Origin of the sequence: Pseudogracilibacillus sp. SO30301A, assembly GCF_037072025.1 — a bacterium.
Classification (GTDB): domain Bacteria; phylum Bacillota; class Bacilli; order Bacillales; family Amphibacillaceae; genus Pseudogracilibacillus.
In genome coordinates this window covers 23,989-43,379 of the sequence record NZ_JAXHDD010000014.1, presented here as the reverse complement: position 1 = coordinate 43,379, position 19,391 = coordinate 23,989, and the positions used below count along the sequence as shown (strand labels likewise).

At 38.7% G+C, this 19,391-nt stretch carries 17 protein-coding genes and 1 CRISPR repeat array; of the genes, 2 read left to right on the top strand and 15 right to left on the bottom strand.

Annotated elements, in window-relative coordinates; genetic code table 11:
• Positions 1-13: 13 nt before the first annotated feature.
• The 14 genes from SPD89_RS09135 to phnG all read right to left on the bottom strand — a co-directional run bounded on the left by SPD89_RS09135 (position 14) and on the right by phnG (position 13,552).
• On the bottom strand, positions 14-1,750 hold the full coding sequence (locus SPD89_RS09135; protein WP_336261644.1) for a thiamine pyrophosphate-requiring protein: 1,737 nt from the start codon (positions 1,748-1,750) through the stop codon (positions 14-16).
• A gap of 165 nt (positions 1,751-1,915) precedes the next feature.
• The gene (locus SPD89_RS09130) at positions 1,916-2,494 is read right to left on the bottom strand and encodes a hypothetical protein (protein ID WP_336261691.1); all 579 of its coding nucleotides are present in this window, start codon (positions 2,492-2,494) and stop codon (positions 1,916-1,918) included.
• A gap of 735 nt (positions 2,495-3,229) precedes the next feature.
• Positions 3,230-4,084, bottom strand: coding sequence for an ABC transporter permease subunit (locus SPD89_RS09125; protein WP_336261643.1), 855 nt, complete (start codon positions 4,082-4,084; stop codon positions 3,230-3,232).
• Positions 4,084-4,869, bottom strand: a complete 786-nt coding sequence (gene phnE / locus SPD89_RS09120) for a phosphonate ABC transporter, permease protein PhnE (protein WP_336261642.1) — start codon at positions 4,867-4,869, stop codon at positions 4,084-4,086. The genes SPD89_RS09125 and phnE overlap by 1 nt, the downstream gene beginning before the upstream one ends.
• 12 nt (positions 4,870-4,881) lie before the next feature.
• A complete protein-coding gene (phnC, locus tag SPD89_RS09115; RefSeq protein ID WP_336261641.1) occupies positions 4,882-5,646 on the bottom strand; it encodes a phosphonate ABC transporter ATP-binding protein in 765 nt (254 codons plus the stop codon).
• A gap of 75 nt (positions 5,647-5,721) precedes the next feature.
• A complete protein-coding gene (locus SPD89_RS09110) occupies positions 5,722-6,795 on the bottom strand; it encodes a PhnD/SsuA/transferrin family substrate-binding protein (protein ID WP_336261690.1) in 1,074 nt (357 codons plus the stop codon).
• Between the two features lie 103 nt (positions 6,796-6,898).
• Positions 6,899-7,744: a PHP domain-containing protein gene (locus SPD89_RS09105; protein ID WP_336261640.1), complete on the bottom strand. Its 846-nt coding sequence runs from the start codon at positions 7,742-7,744 to the stop codon at positions 6,899-6,901.
• A gap of 1 nt (position 7,745) precedes the next feature.
• Positions 7,746-8,459, bottom strand: coding sequence for a phosphonate C-P lyase system protein PhnL (phnL, locus tag SPD89_RS09100; protein ID WP_336261639.1), 714 nt, complete (start codon positions 8,457-8,459; stop codon positions 7,746-7,748).
• 20 nt (positions 8,460-8,479) lie between these two features.
• Positions 8,480-9,658, bottom strand: a complete 1,179-nt coding sequence (phnM, locus tag SPD89_RS09095; protein WP_336261638.1) for a phosphonate metabolism protein PhnM — start codon at positions 9,656-9,658, stop codon at positions 8,480-8,482.
• 37 nt (positions 9,659-9,695) lie between these two features.
• On the bottom strand, positions 9,696-10,535 hold the full coding sequence (locus SPD89_RS09090; protein ID WP_336261637.1) for an ATP-binding cassette domain-containing protein: 840 nt from the start codon (positions 10,533-10,535) through the stop codon (positions 9,696-9,698).
• A complete protein-coding gene (locus SPD89_RS09085; protein WP_336261636.1) occupies positions 10,528-11,394 on the bottom strand; it encodes an alpha-D-ribose 1-methylphosphonate 5-phosphate C-P-lyase PhnJ in 867 nt (288 codons plus the stop codon). The genes SPD89_RS09090 and SPD89_RS09085 overlap by 8 nt, the downstream gene beginning before the upstream one ends.
• Positions 11,381-12,499 carry a carbon-phosphorus lyase complex subunit PhnI gene (locus SPD89_RS09080; protein WP_336261635.1) on the bottom strand — a complete coding sequence of 373 codons (1,119 nt, stop codon included), beginning with the start codon at positions 12,497-12,499 and terminating at the stop codon, positions 11,381-11,383. The genes SPD89_RS09085 and SPD89_RS09080 overlap by 14 nt, the downstream gene beginning before the upstream one ends.
• 4 nt (positions 12,500-12,503) lie before the next feature.
• Complete coding sequence (phnH, locus tag SPD89_RS09075; protein WP_336261634.1) at positions 12,504-13,094, bottom strand: phosphonate C-P lyase system protein PhnH; 591 nt, start codon at positions 13,092-13,094, stop codon at positions 12,504-12,506.
• A 32-nt stretch (positions 13,095-13,126) separates the two neighbouring features.
• Complete coding sequence (phnG, locus tag SPD89_RS09070) at positions 13,127-13,552, bottom strand: phosphonate C-P lyase system protein PhnG (protein WP_336261633.1); 426 nt, start codon at positions 13,550-13,552, stop codon at positions 13,127-13,129.
• Positions 13,553-13,772: 220 nt separating this feature from the next.
• Between phnG and SPD89_RS09065 the strand changes: the two genes are divergently transcribed.
• On the top strand, positions 13,773-14,114 hold the full coding sequence (locus SPD89_RS09065; protein WP_336261632.1) for a hypothetical protein: 342 nt from the start codon (positions 13,773-13,775) through the stop codon (positions 14,112-14,114).
• Positions 14,115-14,340: 226 nt separating this feature from the next.
• On the top strand, positions 14,341-15,102 hold the full coding sequence (locus SPD89_RS09060) for an SDR family oxidoreductase (RefSeq protein ID WP_336261631.1): 762 nt from the start codon (positions 14,341-14,343) through the stop codon (positions 15,100-15,102).
• Positions 15,103-15,681: 579 nt separating this feature from the next.
• A CRISPR array of direct repeats spans positions 15,682-18,937; the repeat unit is 33 nt; unit sequence ATTTCAATCCACGCTCCCCATACAGGGAGCGAC.
• A 158-nt stretch (positions 18,938-19,095) separates the two neighbouring features.
• On the opposite strand, the gene cas2 is transcribed toward SPD89_RS09060, so the two are convergent.
• Positions 19,096-19,386, bottom strand: a complete 291-nt coding sequence (gene cas2 / locus SPD89_RS09055) for a CRISPR-associated endonuclease Cas2 (protein WP_336261630.1) — start codon at positions 19,384-19,386, stop codon at positions 19,096-19,098.
• Positions 19,387-19,391 lie beyond the last annotated feature (5 nt).

The following is a 19,391-nucleotide window of genomic DNA, read 5'->3' as shown; positions in this document are numbered from 1 at the left end:
CAGTCTCCTTTTCTTATTGTTCTTGTTTAATAGCTGGTAAATAAACGTCTAACACAGCTGATCTTCCGGATTTTACAGCTTTTAAAGCTTCTTGAAGTGTTGCTTTCATTTCTTCAGGATTATCTACTTTACGTGCATATGCTCCACCAGCTGCTTCAGCCACTTTGGATAAATCAGCATGTGGGGTGAAATCTATAAAAAATCGATCTGTCTCGTTTGCAATTCCATCTGGATGTACTCCTAATGTAGATAATTTCGGTGATTTCCAGCCACGGTTATTGAAAATCACTGTTAATATTGGTGCATCATATCGTCTTGCTAACCAATAAACTGTTGAAGGGACACTAAACATGTAACAACCGTCACCAGCTAGATTAATAATTGTTTTGGATGGATCAGCTAGTTTAGCACCAATTGCAGCACCACCATTCCAGCCAAGTCCACCAGCACCACTTCCTATTATTGATCCCGGTTTAGTCATATTTAAATGTGTGTAAGATGCTTGATAACTTGAAATCAGTTCATTTGTTACAATTGTATCTTCATCAACAACATCCCTTATACAGGCTAGAACATATTCCGATGTTAGTGCATCTTCTGGGAATTTCTCTGCTTCTTTTTGCAATTTTTTCTGCTCTAAATGTATTTCTGTTATCTTTTTTCTACGCTTTTCTATTTTTGTTTCATCAATTTCAGCGGTCTCCAAAACTTCATTTAATTGCATTAAAGCGGTTTCAGCATCTGCTTTAAAAAAGCGTCTTGATGGAATATACCAAAGTGGCATGCCTTCTTTTAGAGGATCCTCGTCGATATAATAAATCACTGCATCATCTGCAGGTTTATTTTTGAATGGAATCCATGGCACATCACTATCAATAGCGAGAATAAAATCTGCCTGTGCAAGAAGATCATTTTGTCTCGGTGTATTCCATTGATAACCCATATGGAGCGGATTGTCAGATGGAAAGTTCATGTAATTTGGAACTGATTCAAGTAAAGGAATCGCCATTTTTTCACAGAATCTTACTAGTTCTCTTACAGATTGTTTATTTCTACCGATATAAGAAGTTACGACTAAAGGGTGTTCAGCTTGTTTTAAATCTTCGATAAATGGCGCAATATTTTTTGGTGCAATTGCGCTTGGTTCAACAGGCTTCCAAAGACTTGTATCAATTGTTACCTGAGGCGTTTCTTCTTCCATTACTTCACGGGCGCCAACAAGATACACCGGTCCTTTAGGTCCAGATTGTGCAATTTGTAATGCACGATGTACCATTTGCTTCACATTTGTTCCGGTACGAATTTCATTATCATACTTCATGTATCCCCTTACAATTCCTCTTTGGTCTGGTACATCTTGTATCCAATGAATAAATTCATTTCGACTACCTAATAGTTCCCCTTCTTGTGTAAATGGTGACGTTCCGGCAAATACTAGAACAGGTACACGACCCTTCCATGCATTATGAATTGCCGCCCCTAGATTTTGAGTGCCGCATTCGACATGTACGATAACTGCTTGCGGTCTTCCGGTCACTTGTGCATAGCCATGCGCTGCACTTAAAGCGACCATTTCGTGAGGACATGTAATAACTTTTGGAAATTCTTTTCCTTCTCTTTCTGCTGAAGCAAGTGCCTCAATCATAGCTGGGTGATCACTGCCGAAATTTGAAAATAGATAATCCACACCAGCTTCCTGTAATGCTTCTAAAAATGCCGTACTAGTTGTATATTTTTCCAATAAACCCACCCTTTCTATTTCAATGGTAATCTTCTAAGTTGTTGATAAGAAACATAGTATACTGAATATTCAGTTGGCTAAGCAGAAAATATTAGTCATTAATAAGGAGAGTTAAAGTGCAGTTACCTGAATAACCACGCGTATTACTTTATTCACTTTGAAGAAACTACTTTCTTAACCTACACTCACTCTAGATTTTTCTTTCTCAAATGTAATAACAGCATTCCAACTTCCCGATGATTGCCCATCAGCATGATACTTCGGTTTCATATCATCTTCCAACATACTAAGTAACATAGCAATATGTCTCCCACCAGACTCTACTCTTGCCATGCGAAAATATTCTGGAAGCATATTATAAGCAGATTCATAGTCTTCATTCATAATAAAATCAACAAACTGTTTATCTAACGCATGTTCAGATGTTGTTGAGCCATGATGTCTTCCTCGAACGAGATTATGAGATAAGGCACCGCTTGAAAGGAAAATAATTCGTTTATCACTCTCACGACATACTCTAGCAATTGCTTGCCCCAACTTATATGTTTCTTCAATTGACGCTGCCAGTGTAACAGATAAGTTAATTACCGGGATGTCACTGTTTGGAGTCAAATATCGTAAAGGGACAACGCTTCCATAATCCCACATATAATATGGATCATTAATTCCTTTAACTTGTAACCCTGAATCTTTCCCTGCTTGAACGATTTCCTTTGCCAATTCCGGATCACCCGGGAATTCATATGGTACTATGTTATCACCTCAGTGTGCCGATACCTTTATCCTTCTATATTTCAAGGCAAAATTCCTGCAATAAAAAGATTTTATCGCTTCAAATGGGTGCGTAATATGGGGGGTAAGGTGATGATAAGTCTTTGCTAAGCCGAATCCTCAAATTAAGGTTTTTTCACATCCATTTAATTGAATTAACAATAAAACAGTTCGTACCAAAATGGATACGAACTGTTTAAGAATTACCTTATTCTTTACTATTTTCACTCAGCACTTTCTCCCAAGATTAAATATCTTAGTTGTTCTTCTGGAATGTAATTATACTCTTTTCTTTTTTAAAATTAAGAGGTAAATTAAAACCGTTTCACCTGGATTTACCCGAGCATAGGTCAAGATACCGACTAAAAACATAACTATGCTCCGCGAGTTGATTAACCTCTCGATTAGTCGATAATAAAATCTAGTAATTGATCAATCATGAAGTAGCAGATTTATTATACGACCTAACAATAAACCGTGCCACATGCTCAAAAATCACCAGTGGAGAAATTCCCACTGGTGATTTTTTAATTTCCATTTAAATCGGATTACCTAATTATTAAAATGATAAAACATATCCTGTCATGCGTATTCGCAATCGGGTATAATTACTAGCCCCGATTGAACTGTAATTTCTTTTCGATCGTTTTACCGCACCTTTTATTCTGAAAGAGAACATTACCCCTGTACGAAAAACACCATCCCGAACGGAGTCGCTTATCTATTACTTACACCTTGCATGTATCTCTCTTTTAATTGTGTAGACAACATTTCTAGGATAATGGCGATCACTAAAATAATATAGGTAATCAACCCAACTTCTTGAAAGTCAAAATAAAACCCAGATGCCATAAACAACTCGAATCCTATTCCACCTGCTCCAGCAGCTGCCCCCATTGCAACGGCAACACCAAAGTTAATTTCAAAACGTAAAAATGTCCAGGACATCAAATAGGTCCAAGTTGATGGAAGAATCCCATGCCTCACGACATGCCACCAGCTGGATCCAGTCGCACGCAACGATTCGATAATACCTGGGGCAACTTCTTCAAACGCTTCTGAATATGCTTTTACTAAGTATGCAATAGAGTGAAACAGCATACCAACGACAGCCGCTTCACTACCAAGCCCAGCCGATATTGCAAAAATTAACACCCACAATACAGTCGGCACCGCTCGAATAAAAGCAACGATCACCCTTATCGTACGTGAAATCCATTCTTTTGATAAATTCGTTGCCGCAAGTAATGCTAGAAAAAAAGCAATGACAGCACCAAGAATAGTAGACAATACAGCTAATGCAATCGTGATCGCAACTTGTACAAATGCTTCACCAATACTAAAATGACTTAGTTTTGGCAACAGGAACATCATTTTCAAGTTATGCGTCGTATCGACAATTGCCTTTTGTAACTGAAAACCAGTAAAATCGAAAAAGAAGACTGCCCCAATCGTTAAGACGACAAGCAAAATAAGCGTAAGCTTCATCACTCTTTCCGATTTTTCTCCAGATTTTAAACTGATTTTCCCTGACCGTGTTCTTTTCATATGGACAGCAAAGCTATTCTGCATTATATAATCACCTTTCGAATATAGTTAGATAGTAATTCAATGATAATAACTGTGATAACAATGCTGAACGTGATTAATGCAACAGTATTATAATCCATCGATTTATAATATAAATCAAACGAGTATCCAATACCCGTTCCAGTTAAGATACCGACGAGTGTTGCACTTCTAATATTTGTTTCAATCATAAACAATGTCCAACTTATAATTTGAGGCAAACTTTGAGGAATAACAGCTTTGTTAACGATTTGAAAATACGTTGCCCCTGTAGCTGTCAACGCTTCAACAGAACTTTGATCCGCTTCATCAATCGATTCGATAAATGCCCTCGTTAAAAATCCAACCGAACCGACAAATAAAGCTAAATAGCCAGTAACTGAGTTTTGACCGAAAGATAGTAATAAAATTAGCGCCCAAGCGACGACTGGAATATTTCTAGAAAAAGATGCGATCACACGGGCAATCACACTAACTATATTATTCATTTTCGTCGTTTTAGATCCCATTACTCCGAGGAAAAGAGATACAGCTGCGGCTGTAGTAGATGCTGCTATTGACATAAAAATAGTCTCATTCAATTTTGTTAAAATAGTAGGTAATCTTTGTAAACTTTCTTCCGTAATCAATAGATTCGAAAAAATCCATTGGAATGCGGATGGAATACTCATCATACTGTGCATATAATTAAAATTGGTAATAAATGTAGAGAGCAACATGACAATAATAATGACAATAAAAAATAATGTTGATTGCCATTTTTTTCTTCGTAGCTTTTTTTCACTCAAGTTGATTTCTCCTTATACCGTAATTAACTCACGTGTTTCAATTCCATAAATATGATTCATCCGCTCTTCCGTTAATTGTAAATGAGAGCCGTCGAATACAACGAATCCTTTATTCAAAGCGATAATTCGATCAGAATATTCACGTGCGATATCGACTTGGTGTAAGTTAACAATACAAGTAATATTAAGATCTCGCGTAATTTTCTGCAAATAATTCATAATTACTTTTGAGGCGTTCGGATCAAGGGACGCAATCGGTTCATCACATAAAATAAGTTTTGGATTTTGAATTAACGCGCGCGCAATTCCAACCCGTTGTTGCTGCCCGCCACTTAATTGATCACAACGTTTATAGGCATGCTCGACAATCCCTAATGTATCGAGTAGCGAAAAAGCATTTTCTTTTTCTACTTCTGTAAATTGACTTAATAATCCTTGAATAGTAGATTTATACCCTAAACGTCCATGTAACACATTTTCAATTACCGTTAGTCGTGGGACTAAGTTGTAATGTTGAAAAACCATCCCAATGTCTGTACGAAGCTTGCGTAATTGTCTTTTTTTATAATGGGTTGTATCTTCCCCGTCAAAAATAATTTGACCGTCCGTTAAGTCGACCATTCGATTAATACATCGAAGTAACGTTGATTTCCCCGCTCCTGAAGGACCAATAATTGAAACCAAGCCACCACTCTCAATATCAATATTAATATCATTCAATACGTTTGTTTTACTATCGTACGACTTATATAGATTTTTAATTTTTAATAAAGACATTTTTAGGCTCCTTTTTAATCGTTAGAGCATGCAATACATGCATACTCTAACTTTATTTACTTGGATTCTTCATTATTAATTAGATAATTCACGAATTGGGTTAAACCAAGCATCTTCTACAGGAATAAATCTTTCTTGATCTGTTTTATAAAACAAACCGGAAGCATCTGAATCTTCTGGTACGAAAACTTCTTCATTATTAGCTGTCGCATCGGAAGCGAGTGCATCTTGAATTTTCTTGAAGTCTTCTTCTCCTAACACTTCTAAATTCGCAGCAATTGGTGCGTTTAATACAGGAGTAACACTTATTAAAATAAACTCTTCCCCGATCACATTATTAAAAGGTTCAGCAGCTCCTTCTTTCACGCGATAAACCGTACCTACAGTATTTTCTTCTCCATCTGCAGCTTCCACATAGTTTTCAACACAATTATCACAAAATGCTGCAACATCAGCATTCCCGTTAATTAAATTCACAGCAGAACCTTGGTGTGAGTTACCGAATAGTACTTGTGAGAAAAGTGATCCACCTTCCATTAAATCTTCTGGAGTTAAATCGCCATAATCTGAGCTATCCGCAAAATAATCGATAATGGTTGACGTTGGAACAACAAAACCCGAAGTCGAGCTATTTGACACGAATGACATACGTTTATCTACTAATGTATCAAGAGAAAATTCACCATCCACTTTAAAATCATCTTGTTTATCAACATCTACTGCAAGCCAACTATGATAAATAGCATCATCTAATGTACCTGATGCACCAGATGGAACTACAACAGGTTCGATCGCATCATTTCCATTTTTCGCTTCAACATACCCAACAGCTCCCATAAAAGCTAAATCCGCATTATTATTAATTAACGTTTCAATTGCAATAGCATAATCTGTCGTTAAATGATGTTCCACTTCTTTCCCTGTTACTTCCGTAATGATCGCTCCGATTTCATCACGGGAAGCTTTCATATCATTTCCAGATTCATTCGGATACCATACAATATCAATGACTTCATTAGAATTACTATTTGCATTTGATTCACTAGCATTTGATTCACTAGAACTACTTTCAGCTCCGCTTGCACTACAAGCTGCTAAAGCAATAACGAATAAAGTTAATACGAGAAGAAAAATCGACTTATTTTTCATGAATGTAAACTCTCCCTTTTTAATTAATAGAAAATGTTGTCTCTTACACTCCCAATCTCGCATTCCTCGATGAGCATCCCCCCTTAAAATCTATTATGATTCGTTACAATATATGGCATAATGATTGGGGACTTCTCACTTCGCCGATCCCAATCGGTTTGCCATATAAGCCGTGAAAGTCAGAGCCACCAGTCATGATTAAGTCATATTTTCGAGCAAGCTCATCTACCCGTTTCATATCTTTTACGGTATGGTCGAAATGATTCCGTTCAATTCCTTTTAATCCATGCTGTGCAAGGAGTGGAACAATCTCAAACGAATCTAATTGTCCGGGGTGAGCAAGTACCGCTATTCCCCCATCTGCAACGATAGATTCAACCGCTTCGACCGCACTCACATACGAAATATCACCTGAGGCAACACCGTTTCCTTTAAATAATGTTTGATATAAAGTTTGATATGCTTCGGATGCAAAATGGGCATCAGTTAATGCGCGCATAATATGTTGTTTATAAATGGTTTCACTATATTTTGCATAGGATAAAACTTCATCCATATTCAATTCGTAGCCTGCATCTTGAATTTGTTTTATTTGCCTGAGGGAATAGTCATGTCTTCTTTTCGAGACGACATCACATAAGCTGCTAATATTTCGTGCTTTCTCGTCATATCCATAACCTAAAATATGTACTTTTCGATTTCTCTCAAAGTCATATGCTGAAATTTCAATTCCCGGTATAATTGTAATTTCATATTTTTCACTTAAATATTTAGCTTGGACATGGTTTATTTTACAATCGTGATCAGTGAAACTTATTTCAGTTAACCCATTATTTTTGGCGAGCACAACTACTCCTTCCATTGAATGAAAACCGTCCGAATAATTACTATGAACATGTAAATCAGCTGAGACTGTATTCGCGTTCGTCCCACTAGAAAAGTCTGTCATCTCATACACGATCCTTTATGAATATTTTCGTTTGCCGTGATTCCATTTCGAAAACTCTATCACATAAACCTTCCATAAATTCTAGGTCATGAAAAATACCAACTAATGTTGTCCCACGTCGTTTTAATTTTTCGATGATTTGACGTACTTTTTCTTTGGAATTTGCATCTAAACTTGCCGTCGGTTCATCTAGTAAAAGTAGGCGAGGGTTTTTCACCGTTGCAATTGCAATATTAAGTCGTAATTTTTCGCCACCTGAAAAAGTATTCGGATATGCATCCCACAATGTTTGATCAAGATCAAAATGGACTAATGCTTGTTCCGCTCGTTCTTTTGCTTCTTTGATTGAAAATCCAACCTCAAGTAAGGAATTTTCCACAAGTTGACGCGATGTAATCCGTGGCATTACATTTAAAAATTGTGAAACATACCCAATTTCGTGTTTTCGTAAATAAATCATTTGTCTTTCCGATGCATTTGTTAAATCGATTTGCCCAAAACGAGCCGAATCGTACATAATTTCTCCTTCTTCAGGTAAGTACGTTCGATAAATGCTTTTTAAAATGGTCGATTTACCACTCCCACTTTTGCCGACAATACCAATAAATTCACCCTTCTGTAAGGTAAAGTGAATGCTTTCGACTGCTTGCATCGTTTTTTGCAAATGATGGATCCTAAATGACTTACTGAAATGATTCACTTGTAAAATAGCCACTTTTTTAGCCCCTTTACTTTTTAAATACGATAATTCGTTTCCGTTATAATGACACCATCCACCACTGTCGTCGTAATCATCGGATAACCATCCTGCATTTTTTCAATAATGAGAAGGTCTGCCTTTTTCCCTCGCTGGATTGAACCTATTTCACTGTCCATCTGCACCGCCCTTGCTGGATTGATCGTTACCATTTGAAACATATCATGCAAATCATATCCATATTTCTCGTGTAAGTGAAACACAGCATGTAATAAAGCTACAGGATAATAATCACTACAGAGAATATCTGCACAGCCAGATTCAATTGCTTCCACTGCCGATAAATTACCGGAATGAGATTTACCTAATAAAACATTTGGAGCGCCGACAATCGTATGGAAACCTAATTTTTTAGCCTCTTTTGCAACATCAAGCGTAATTGGGAATTCACTAATCGTTGTTCCAAATGAGCGCATAAGATTCAGTTTGTCAATATTATCATCATCATGAGAAGCAACTGCAATCTGCTTTTCTCTTGCTAATTTCGTAATTCTTTCAATATCTTCTATAGAGACTGTTTCACATGCTTGTTTTTCGAGAATAATTGTTTGTACTTCATCATATGAAACGTCACGATATCCCCGAAGCGCTTGATAGTAGTTTTGTAAATTTCGATATTGCCCTTGCCCAGGCGTATGATCCATAAACGATACTAAATGCACTTTATTTTGTTCAATGTTTTCGATTAATTGATTTACACCGTACGTATTGTCGATTTCGAACCGCGCATGTAATCGATGACGAATTAAATGAAGGTCGTCGCTCGTCCCGTGAATGAGATCAACCATTTTTTGCACATTATCCGGCAACCGCATAATGTTTTGTGTAAAGATATCTTCTTTAAAAAATGATAAAGAATGAAACATTGTCGTAATTCCATTATTGACGAGAATTTTCTCCGCTTCACGTAAACTAATATTAAAATCGATCATACTTGTCGGACGCGGTGAAGCAATTGTTTCAATATAATCAGAATGCATATCGATAAACCCTGGTGTAATATATCCGCCATGCGCATCAATTCGTTTCGCTTCTGGAAACGCTGCAAGTTGCGAGGTTGAAATAACAGAATGGATATGACTTCCCTCGACTACGACGGCTAAATCTTCTTCGATTTTTTCCTCAGTTACAACTAAACCATTATGAATAATGTACAAAATGAAACCTCCCTTATGGAATGGGTTAATGATCGATTTAAATTAATGAGTAAACTAATTGCTGAGTGAAATGATGTTGAGGATCTTCTAAAATTTGGTCTGTTAATCCTTTTTCAATTACTTGCCCATCTAGCATGACAAGTGTGCGATCGGCTAACATGCGAATCACCGCTAAGTCATGGGATACAACGATCATACTCACACCGTACTCGACTTGAATATTTTTAATTACGTCCAGTACATTTGCTTGTACAGATAAATCGAGTCCTGTCGTAATTTCATCTAAAAATAAAATCGGCGGATTATTAGATAAAGCTTTCGCTATTTGAACACGTTGCTGCATCCCACCTGAAAAATGAAGTGGTTTTTCTTTCGAGCGAAATAATGGAATTTCCACTTCTCTAAATAACGTATTACCGATGCTTTCCATCTCTTTCACATTCCTGTTTCCCGCAGCAATCAGTTTTTCACCAATATTACTAATCGCAGAATATTCCATTTTCAAACCGTGTATCGGGTTTTGATACACCATGCCAAATTTACTGTTGCGAATAGATCGTTTTTGCTTCGCAGATAAATAAAATAGATTTTCTCCTTGCCATTCCGAACTTTCCATATATACTTCTCCAGATGAAGTTTCCAAATCAAAATATAAACATTGCATTAATGTTGATTTTCCACTACCACTTTCACCGACAATACCGAGTATTTCACCGCTATATAAATCGAAGGAAACGTCACGACAAGCATATACAGTCCGACATACAGGACAGTAATTCTTAATCATTACCTCCGAATGCAATGCAGCACATTTTTGGCAGCCTGCCCCATATTTCTTTGTCACATTTTTCACTTGAAGAAGTGGCTGTTCAAACATTTACCTCCACCTCTTCTCGTGATGTTTTTTTATTTAACCGTTCCAAACAATAGCTTGAATCATTGCATTGAAAATAAGTTTCACCAGTTTCTTCATTTACTAATTCATCTAAGAAAACATCCGTTGCATTACATAAATGACAAGCTTTTCCATCAAAATTCTCTACCCGAAATGTATAATCATCGAAAGCGAGTGATGTTACATTCGTATACGGAGGCACTGCATAAATTTTCTTTTCCCGACCAGCCCCTAGCAGAATTAATGCTTCTGACTGATGCATTTTTTCATTATCAAAACGTGGAATTGGACTAGGTGCCATCACATAGCGGTTATTCACAACTACTGGGTGATTAGCATGTGTTGTCGTACTACCAATTATCATAATTTGTTCGAACAATTGTAACCACGCACCACTATAATCCTCTTCTGCATGCAATATCTTCGTCTGATGTTCACTTTTTTCGATGTCACGTAACGGTTCGGGTTCAGGAACTTGTAAGACGATAATTTGTTCTTTCGTTAACGGTACTTCAGGAATACGGTGCCGCGACTGAATAATACTTGCTTTTCTCGTATCGTCTGTACAAGATACACCTGTTGTTTCTTGCACTAGTTTTTTTATACTGACTGCATTCACGGATTCATCTGATCCTTGATCAATTACTTTTAGCACATCATTTTTACCGATTAATGATAAAGTGAGTTGTAAACCACCAGTTCCCCAGCCACGTCCAATTGGAACTTCACGTGAAGCAAAAGGAACTTGATAACCTGGAATTGCTACTGCTTTTAATGTCGCTCTTCTAATTTCTTTTTTTGCACCTTCGTCAAAATAGGCAAAATGTCTAATTAGTTTCACTCGTGTCTCGCTCCTTTTTAGTATTTCGGACGGCATCTAATTTAGATTGGAACGTAACGTAATGCGGTAATTTTAAATGCGATATGAAACCAGTCGATTCAACAGAATCAATATGCAATAACACAAATTCTTCATCATGTGTCGGGAAATCAATTTCTGGATGTTCTAAACATTGATCTAAAATACTCATCGCAATTGCTTTCGTTTCATTTCTTCCAAAACAAACACCATATCCGATTTCAAAATGTAATGCATCATTTCCATTTTCATCACTTGTTGTAACCGGGACGAAAGATTCTACCTCAGAAAGCTTAATCTCCCCAATATAATATGAATCATCTGGATCAATTTCCGCTTCTGACTGTACATTTACGTGAATCGGAATCGAACCAAATCGTACTTCTCCAACAGTTGGGTGAACTGCTCCATACCCTCGTAAGGACGCATAACCTAAAGAAGTAACTGCACCTGTTTGCCCTCGAGTCAACATTTGTAAACGAGCACTTCTTGCAATAGGAAAACGTATATTTTCTTTCGTCACATCAATAGGTTCCTCATTATTCGGTTCATATGTCGGAAATAGTCCTTCTTTTCGTAAGTACTCCACAACCTTTGGGTATCGTAAAACTTCCGTCGTATTTACATAAGGTGGTAAAGCACTTTTATATTGATTTATTAATTTTTCATTGTGAAAGGCGGATTCATCGATTAAGTCAAAATTGAGTAAACGATGCTTATAATCTGGGGTTGCTCCAAGTAATTGACCACCTGGAATATCTTTAAAACTAGCTGATATACGTCGTTCCACAAACATATCATTCATATCGACTGATTCACTTACATAAAGCCTTGGTAAAGTGGAGCGATGTGCACGCAAGAGAAACACCGCCTCTTCCATACTTCCTTCTGCCTGCTTAATTGCCAGTGCTGCTAAAAACGGTGAATATAAACTGCTTTCTGACATTACTTGATCAACTAAACTACGCATTGTTGATATGATTGTTTCAACTTCAATGATTCTTTTATCTTTGATCCGTTCATAATTTAATAAATTGATAGAAGCTTCAATTGCTTCTGTTCCACCTTTTACAGCTACATAAGCCATAACATCATCCCACCTTTTCGACTATTGTCGTCCTTGGCATGCATAACACTTCGTTGCGACGATTCGTAAAAATAATGTCAAGACCGAGAGGAAATTCACTTAATCGTTCTTTTCGAATATCCCAAAACGTCTGGGCTAATTGGACTTGCAACAAAGTTTCCGTTTCAATCCCTGGCCCCGTAAGTTTTATTTCTTTACCTAACTGCAAAGGCTCTGTTTCAACAATCCACGTGGCGGATAAATGAGGATCCCTTAACGTACCAACTTTACATGTCTTTAGGGCATGCTCTACTTCCGATTCTTGCGCATCCATAAGCACGATAATAAAGTCAGCTTCTTCAACAGGTACATGACGTGCTAACGTATATGCTGTGATCATCGTCGACATATTTACTGAGTCGTCAGAAATTAAGTGATACGTAACATCATGATCTAAAAGAGTGAATAATAAAGAAGAGGTTGCCCGAAAACAATTAAATGTTTTTGCGAAAGAACTGTCCGCCTCCACAAGACATACGATATCGCCAGGTCGAGACATTGCATTTAATACGTCTCGATACACATTTTGCGTGTAATGAACTTGATCTGTAACCATACTGTCCCTCCTATTTATTTAAGGATTTTATTTTACTCTTCCATCGTTTCAAAATTAACCTTTGTCTGTAAGAGTTCAGCCTGTTTCTTTGCTTTCTCTTCCTTTATCTTTTGTTCAGCATGTTGTAATTTTTGAGCCCAATGAATCGTTTCAGGCAGATTCGCTCCGTATGCCGCGTCAATTATTGCTAGATGTTTAGCCAAATCATTTTCCATGCCAACGACGATCCCTACTCCGATATGACCTGCGATTTCTACTTTGCATTCAGTAACAAGTACCTCTCCGATGTGGAATAAACTGTTTTGTGCAGATTCTCGAAGTTTCAACATCGTTAACCCATAATGTGGTGCATTAATTTCTTTATGTGGATAGTTTGTAATAATTTCCTCTGCCAGCTCATTTGCTAAACTTGAATTAGATTGAATTAAAATTTCCGTCCTTATGCTACGCTTCAACACTTATCCGCCTCCTCATAATTTATAATACGTTACAAGTATTGATTTAAAGTAAATAGAAGGTGAATTAAATGTAAAATAAAAAAATTCGCTTTCTTCAAAGAAAAAAGTTTAATTAGAAGGTTGCTAGATTTGATTTTGTATGTTCACTTTTATTTACCTATAGATTAAAACGATATTTTTGCAGCTGTGAAATTGACTCTATCACGATCGGTTTGAGATTGTGATTATAACACCTGAAATAAGAGATGAAGAAGAAATAGATGGTAATGATGTATTTAGATATTGGGAAAATGCCATTTATCTAGATATAAAAGAATTACGCGATGATGAACGAGGAAACTACTATACATACTTCCATGAAGTTGCCCATGCTTTTGATTATTATTATGCTCAAGATAATGAAGAGCTTTTAAAAGAGATAATGGAAGGCGTTGGTAAAGAGATTGATAAAGCTACATTTTTTACCGATGGATTTATGATAGATGAAAAAATATTAAACGATTATATGTATGAAGATGCGGAGAATCACTTTAGAATTGAACTTGCTAAGGTACTAGAATGACCGGAATATAACCAAGTCTTTTACATAAGATCCGAAGCGGGTTACACTCCAGTTTTTAATTTACAATTATCCCTTTAGTACAGAAACTTATCGAAATCGAATTCAATTTAATTGGGAGAGTTCGGTAGATGCATTGCGCAGTTTTAATGATACTAAAATTTGGTATAATATTAATGTACAATGTGTTTCGAAAACTTACTAAATTACGAGGAGGGAATTGATTGAAATGAAATTACAAGACCAAGTTGCCATCGTGACAGGCGCAGCTTCAGGAATGGGAAAGGCAATCGCTGAGTTGTATGCGAAAGAAGGCGCAAAAGTAATTGTCGCTGACCTGAACCTAGAAGGAGCGGAATCGGTAGTAGAAGGAATCCTTGATCATGGTGCAGTTGCAAAAGCAGTGCAAGTCAATGTAGCAAAGCAAGAAGACATCGATCATATGATTGATACTGCAGTGAATGAATATGGAACATTGGATATCCTAGTGAATAATGCCGGTATTATGGATGGGTTTGAACCTGTTGGGGAAATCCAAGATGAAAAATGGGATGTCATTTTTGATGTTAATACAAAAGCTGTGATGCGAGCGATGCGGAAAGCAATCCCGATTTTCTTAGAAAAAGAAAAAGGAGTAATCATTAATACCGCTTCAACTGGAGGTCTAAACGGGGCGCACGCTGGAGCAACTTATGGTGCATCAAAACATGCTGTTATCGGTCTAACTAAAAATACTGGTTTCATGTATGCACAAAAGGGTATTCGTTGTAATGCTATCGCTCCAGGAGCTGTAGAAACAAATATTAGTTCCTCCATGAAAAGTATTAGTGAGTTTGGTGCTGAACGAACAAAGGTTGTACAAGGTGTGATACCTAGCGTGGGACAACCTGAAGAGATCGCACAGGTTGCATTATTCTTAGCATCCGATGATTCACGTTTTATAAACGGGACAGTTGTCACTGCTGATGGCGGTTGGACTGCTGCGTTTTAATCCATCTATCAAGAAGCCAAAACATCTTTTAAGTTTTACAACTACGCAGCCCGCAAATAGAAAACTAGTATGTTATGAGTCATGCACTTTCAACCGAGAAGTGCAACAAGAAAAGGAAATAAACATGTTTTACGGTTCAGGGATTTATGCTGAATTTTGCACAAATGAAGCCCAGCTTCTTTATCAAAAGAACTGGGCTTATTTATTCTCATTTTATGTCTATACTCTCTGCACATTATGAATAATGAATCCACTCTTTGGCACACTCGGCATTTGCCTCATGCTCATACTGAGATCTTGTTCAGGCTCCGTGTACTCCATTTTGTTCACCATAATATCGATACATCTTTTCATCACTTCGGTTGTCAACCATTCTCCCGGACATCTGTGCCCTGTAATATTATCCCCTCCACCTTGCGGAACGTATTGTCAAAAGTTTATTAGAAAAACTTATTATATTGCCCAGTTTCATGCGTTTTATACAAAAAAACTTGCTACCCCCTGTTTTTAGGAACACTACATACACTCCCAATACAGGGAGCGACTGAGTTTACGTGTCCACATTGTGGCGGTGAATGTATTTCAATCCACGCTCCCCATACAGGGAGCGACTTGATTTTTTGTTGTTGTATTTCCATTGCTCGTTATTTCAATCCACGCTCCCCATACAGGGAGCGACTATGATGTCATTAACCTCACGTCTCCAATTTTTAATTTCAATCCACGCTCCCCATACAGGGAGCGACCTCTTATCGATGTTGGTAGCTTTGGAACATGCGATTTCAATCCACGCTCCCCATACAGGGAGCGACTCTTTGCTTCATGTTCTAATATCAATTCATCTTGAATTTCAATCCACGCTCCCCATACAGGGAGCGACATGTCTGGGTAACAGTCATTGACAATGAATACTTTATTTCAATCCACGCTCCCCATACAGGGAGCGACCAAAGGGCCATTGTACGAATACCGTTCAGGAAAGAATTTCAATCCACGCTCCCCATACAGGGAGCGACAAGGTGTGATGATATGTATATTAGGCGCTTGACTATTTCAATCCACGCTCCCCATACAGGGAGCGACACACTTTGGAAGGCTAACAGCTTTGTATCGATTATTTCAATCCACGCTCCCCATACAGGGAGCGACTAATGGATATGATATCTGAGGTGCAAGGCGAAGGATTTCAATCCACGCTCCCCATACAGGGAGCGACAATCAATGATGGCATAATCGTTCGGGTGTCTGCTATTTCAATCCACGCTCCCCATACAGGGAGCGACAAATACGAAGTAGGTTATAAATACATTGAGAAAAAATTTCAATCCACGCTCCCCATACAGGGAGCGACGAGCGGTATCCGAGGTGCATTAAACGTAATTAAATTTCAATCCACGCTCCCCATACAGGGAGCGACAGGATGTTTTTACACGCTGTATCAAATGACAGAAATTTCAATCCACGCTCCCCATACAGGGAGCGACGTCTTCCTAATTTTCCACTTAAAAAATCTTCTTGATTTCAATCCACGCTCCCCATACAGGGAGCGACGCGTTTAAACAACTCAACCAGGATAACGAACTAACAATTTCAATCCACGCTCCCCATACAGGGAGCGACAATATGAGGATTGGACGGATCCCTCATCATGGCCAATTTCAATCCACGCTCCCCATACAGGGAGCGACAGAAAGGTGGCCTAACAAAAGGCTGTGCAGACATATTTCAATCCACGCTCCCCATACAGGGAGCGACAGATGCTGTAGCGTTTTACGGTGATGGTTCTAATATTTCAATCCACGCTCCCCATACAGGGAGCGACCTAGACAGTGTATTTTTATCGGTACTACTAACGAATTTCAATCCACGCTCCCCATACAGGGAGCGACAAATCTCTGGTTCGGTTTCAGACCATGCCTGTATAATTTCAATCCACGCTCCCCATACAGGGAGCGACGGAGGCGGTCTTGTGGAAGCGAAGATTAATTTAAATATTTCAATCCACGCTCCCCATACAGGGAGCGACCAGACGAGGGAAATACCTTGATTGGATTACAGCTATTTCAATCCACGCTCCCCATACAGGGAGCGACGTTCTAAATCTGCATTTGTTGTGGCTAAATCTTCTTATTTCAATCCACGCTCCCCATACAGGGAGCGACATCATACTGATCGCCTAAGTGTGACTTCGAAGATATTTCAATCCACGCTCCCCATACAGGGAGCGACAAATGGTATTGCTCAAGCTTTAGGTTTGAAAAAATTTCAATCCACGCTCCCCATACAGGGAGCGACTGGCTATTCTCTTCCAAGACGTAATGGGAAAAATATTTCAATCCACGCTCCCCATACAGGGAGCGACCTTCAAATTTGTAACAGATGTAAACAGAATTTCGAATTTCAATCCACGCTCCCCATACAGGGAGCGACTAGAGCAGGGCTATCAGGCTGGGTAAAGGATTTTATTTCAATCCACGCTCCCCATACAGGGAGCGACGAGCGGTATCCGAGGTGCATTAAACGTAATTAAATTTCAATCCACGCTCCCCATACAGGGAGCGACAGGATGTTTTTACACGCTGTATCAAATGACAGAAATTTCAATCCACGCTCCCCATACAGGGAGCGACGTCTTCCTAATTTTCCACTTAAAAAATCTTCTTGATTTCAATCCACGCTCCCCATACAGGGAGCGACGTTCTAAATCTGCATTTGTTGTGGCTAAATCTTCTTATTTCAATCCACGCTCCCCATACAGGGAGCGACATCATACTGATCGCCTAAGTGTGACTTCGAAGATATTTCAATCCACGCTCCCCATACAGGGAGCGACAAATGGTATTGCTCAAGCTTTAGGTTTGAAAAAATTTCAATCCACGCTCCCCATACAGGGAGCGACTGGCTATTCTCTTCCAAGACGTAATGGGAAAAATATTTCAATCCACGCTCCCCATACAGGGAGCGACCTTCAAATTTGTAACAGATGTAAACAGAATTTCGAATTTCAATCCACGCTCCCCATACAGGGAGCGACCTTTACTTTTTTTTGGCTACTGTCTTTTATAATCATTTCAATCCACGCTCCCCATACAGGGAGCGACAGAGGTTGAACATGACCAAACATTTAACCAGGATATTTCAATCCACGCTCCCCATACAGGGAGCGACATCGATAGCACCTTCAATTGAATAAGTACGACAATTTCAATCCACGCTCCCCATACAGGGAGCGACATAATATTCTCTTTTATCTGCAACCAAATACGATATTTCAATCCACGCTCCCCATACAGGGAGCGACTTTGAGATTTTCTTCGGCCCTAGCTCTACAGGTGATTTCAATCCACGCTCCCCATACAGGGAGCGACTACCAGGATGGAAAGTTTGCTTACTCACACCACGATTTCAATCCACGCTCCCCATACAGGGAGCGACTAGAGCAGGGCTATCAGGCTGGGTAAAGGATTTTATTTCAATCCACGCTCCCCATACAGGGAGCGACGAGCGGTATCCGAGGTGCATTAAACGTAATTAAATTTCAATCCACGCTCCCCATACAGGGAGCGACAGATGCTGTAGCGTTTTACGGTGATGGTTCTAATATTTCAATCCACGCTCCCCATACAGGGAGCGACTTATCCAGCGCCGAAAGCGATTGTTATCTTTGCGATTTCAATCCACGCTCCCCATACAGGGAGCGACTTACCGAAAACTGTTGCCAATGATATCATCTCAATTTCAATCCACGCTCCCCATACAGGGAGCGACGCCTCATATATGTCGTGTTTTTTATAAATAGGGTATTTCAATCCACGCTCCCCATACAGGGAGCGACTGCGAGATATTGACAAATCCAACATCTCGCCTCTACATATAGTAGTCTATCCATTACTTTTCACTAATTCAACCAATATCCTTTCCATTTCCTTTAAATAAACATGTATATTCTGCGCGAACCTCCCTGGAAAATCATGTTCACTTCAGGTTCGCGCATTAAAAAATCAGTGGCTTTTCTACTTCAAGCGACGGTTTAGCACCGATATGCTTCACCTTATTTTCATAATTGTTCCCTAAACGATAGAACCGCAGACTGTCAACAGATGGGTCGATGATCGATTCTAAGCTAAGTTCCAACTGACGTAACTGCGCACTGTCCACCACACACTCAAATACAGAATTCTGTACTCGAACCCCGTATTCCTCACACTTCTTAGCTACTTTTCTCAATCTCTTTTGGCCACTCCCAGTCATCGTCTGAACATCATAGGTTACTAGTATTAACACTTCCC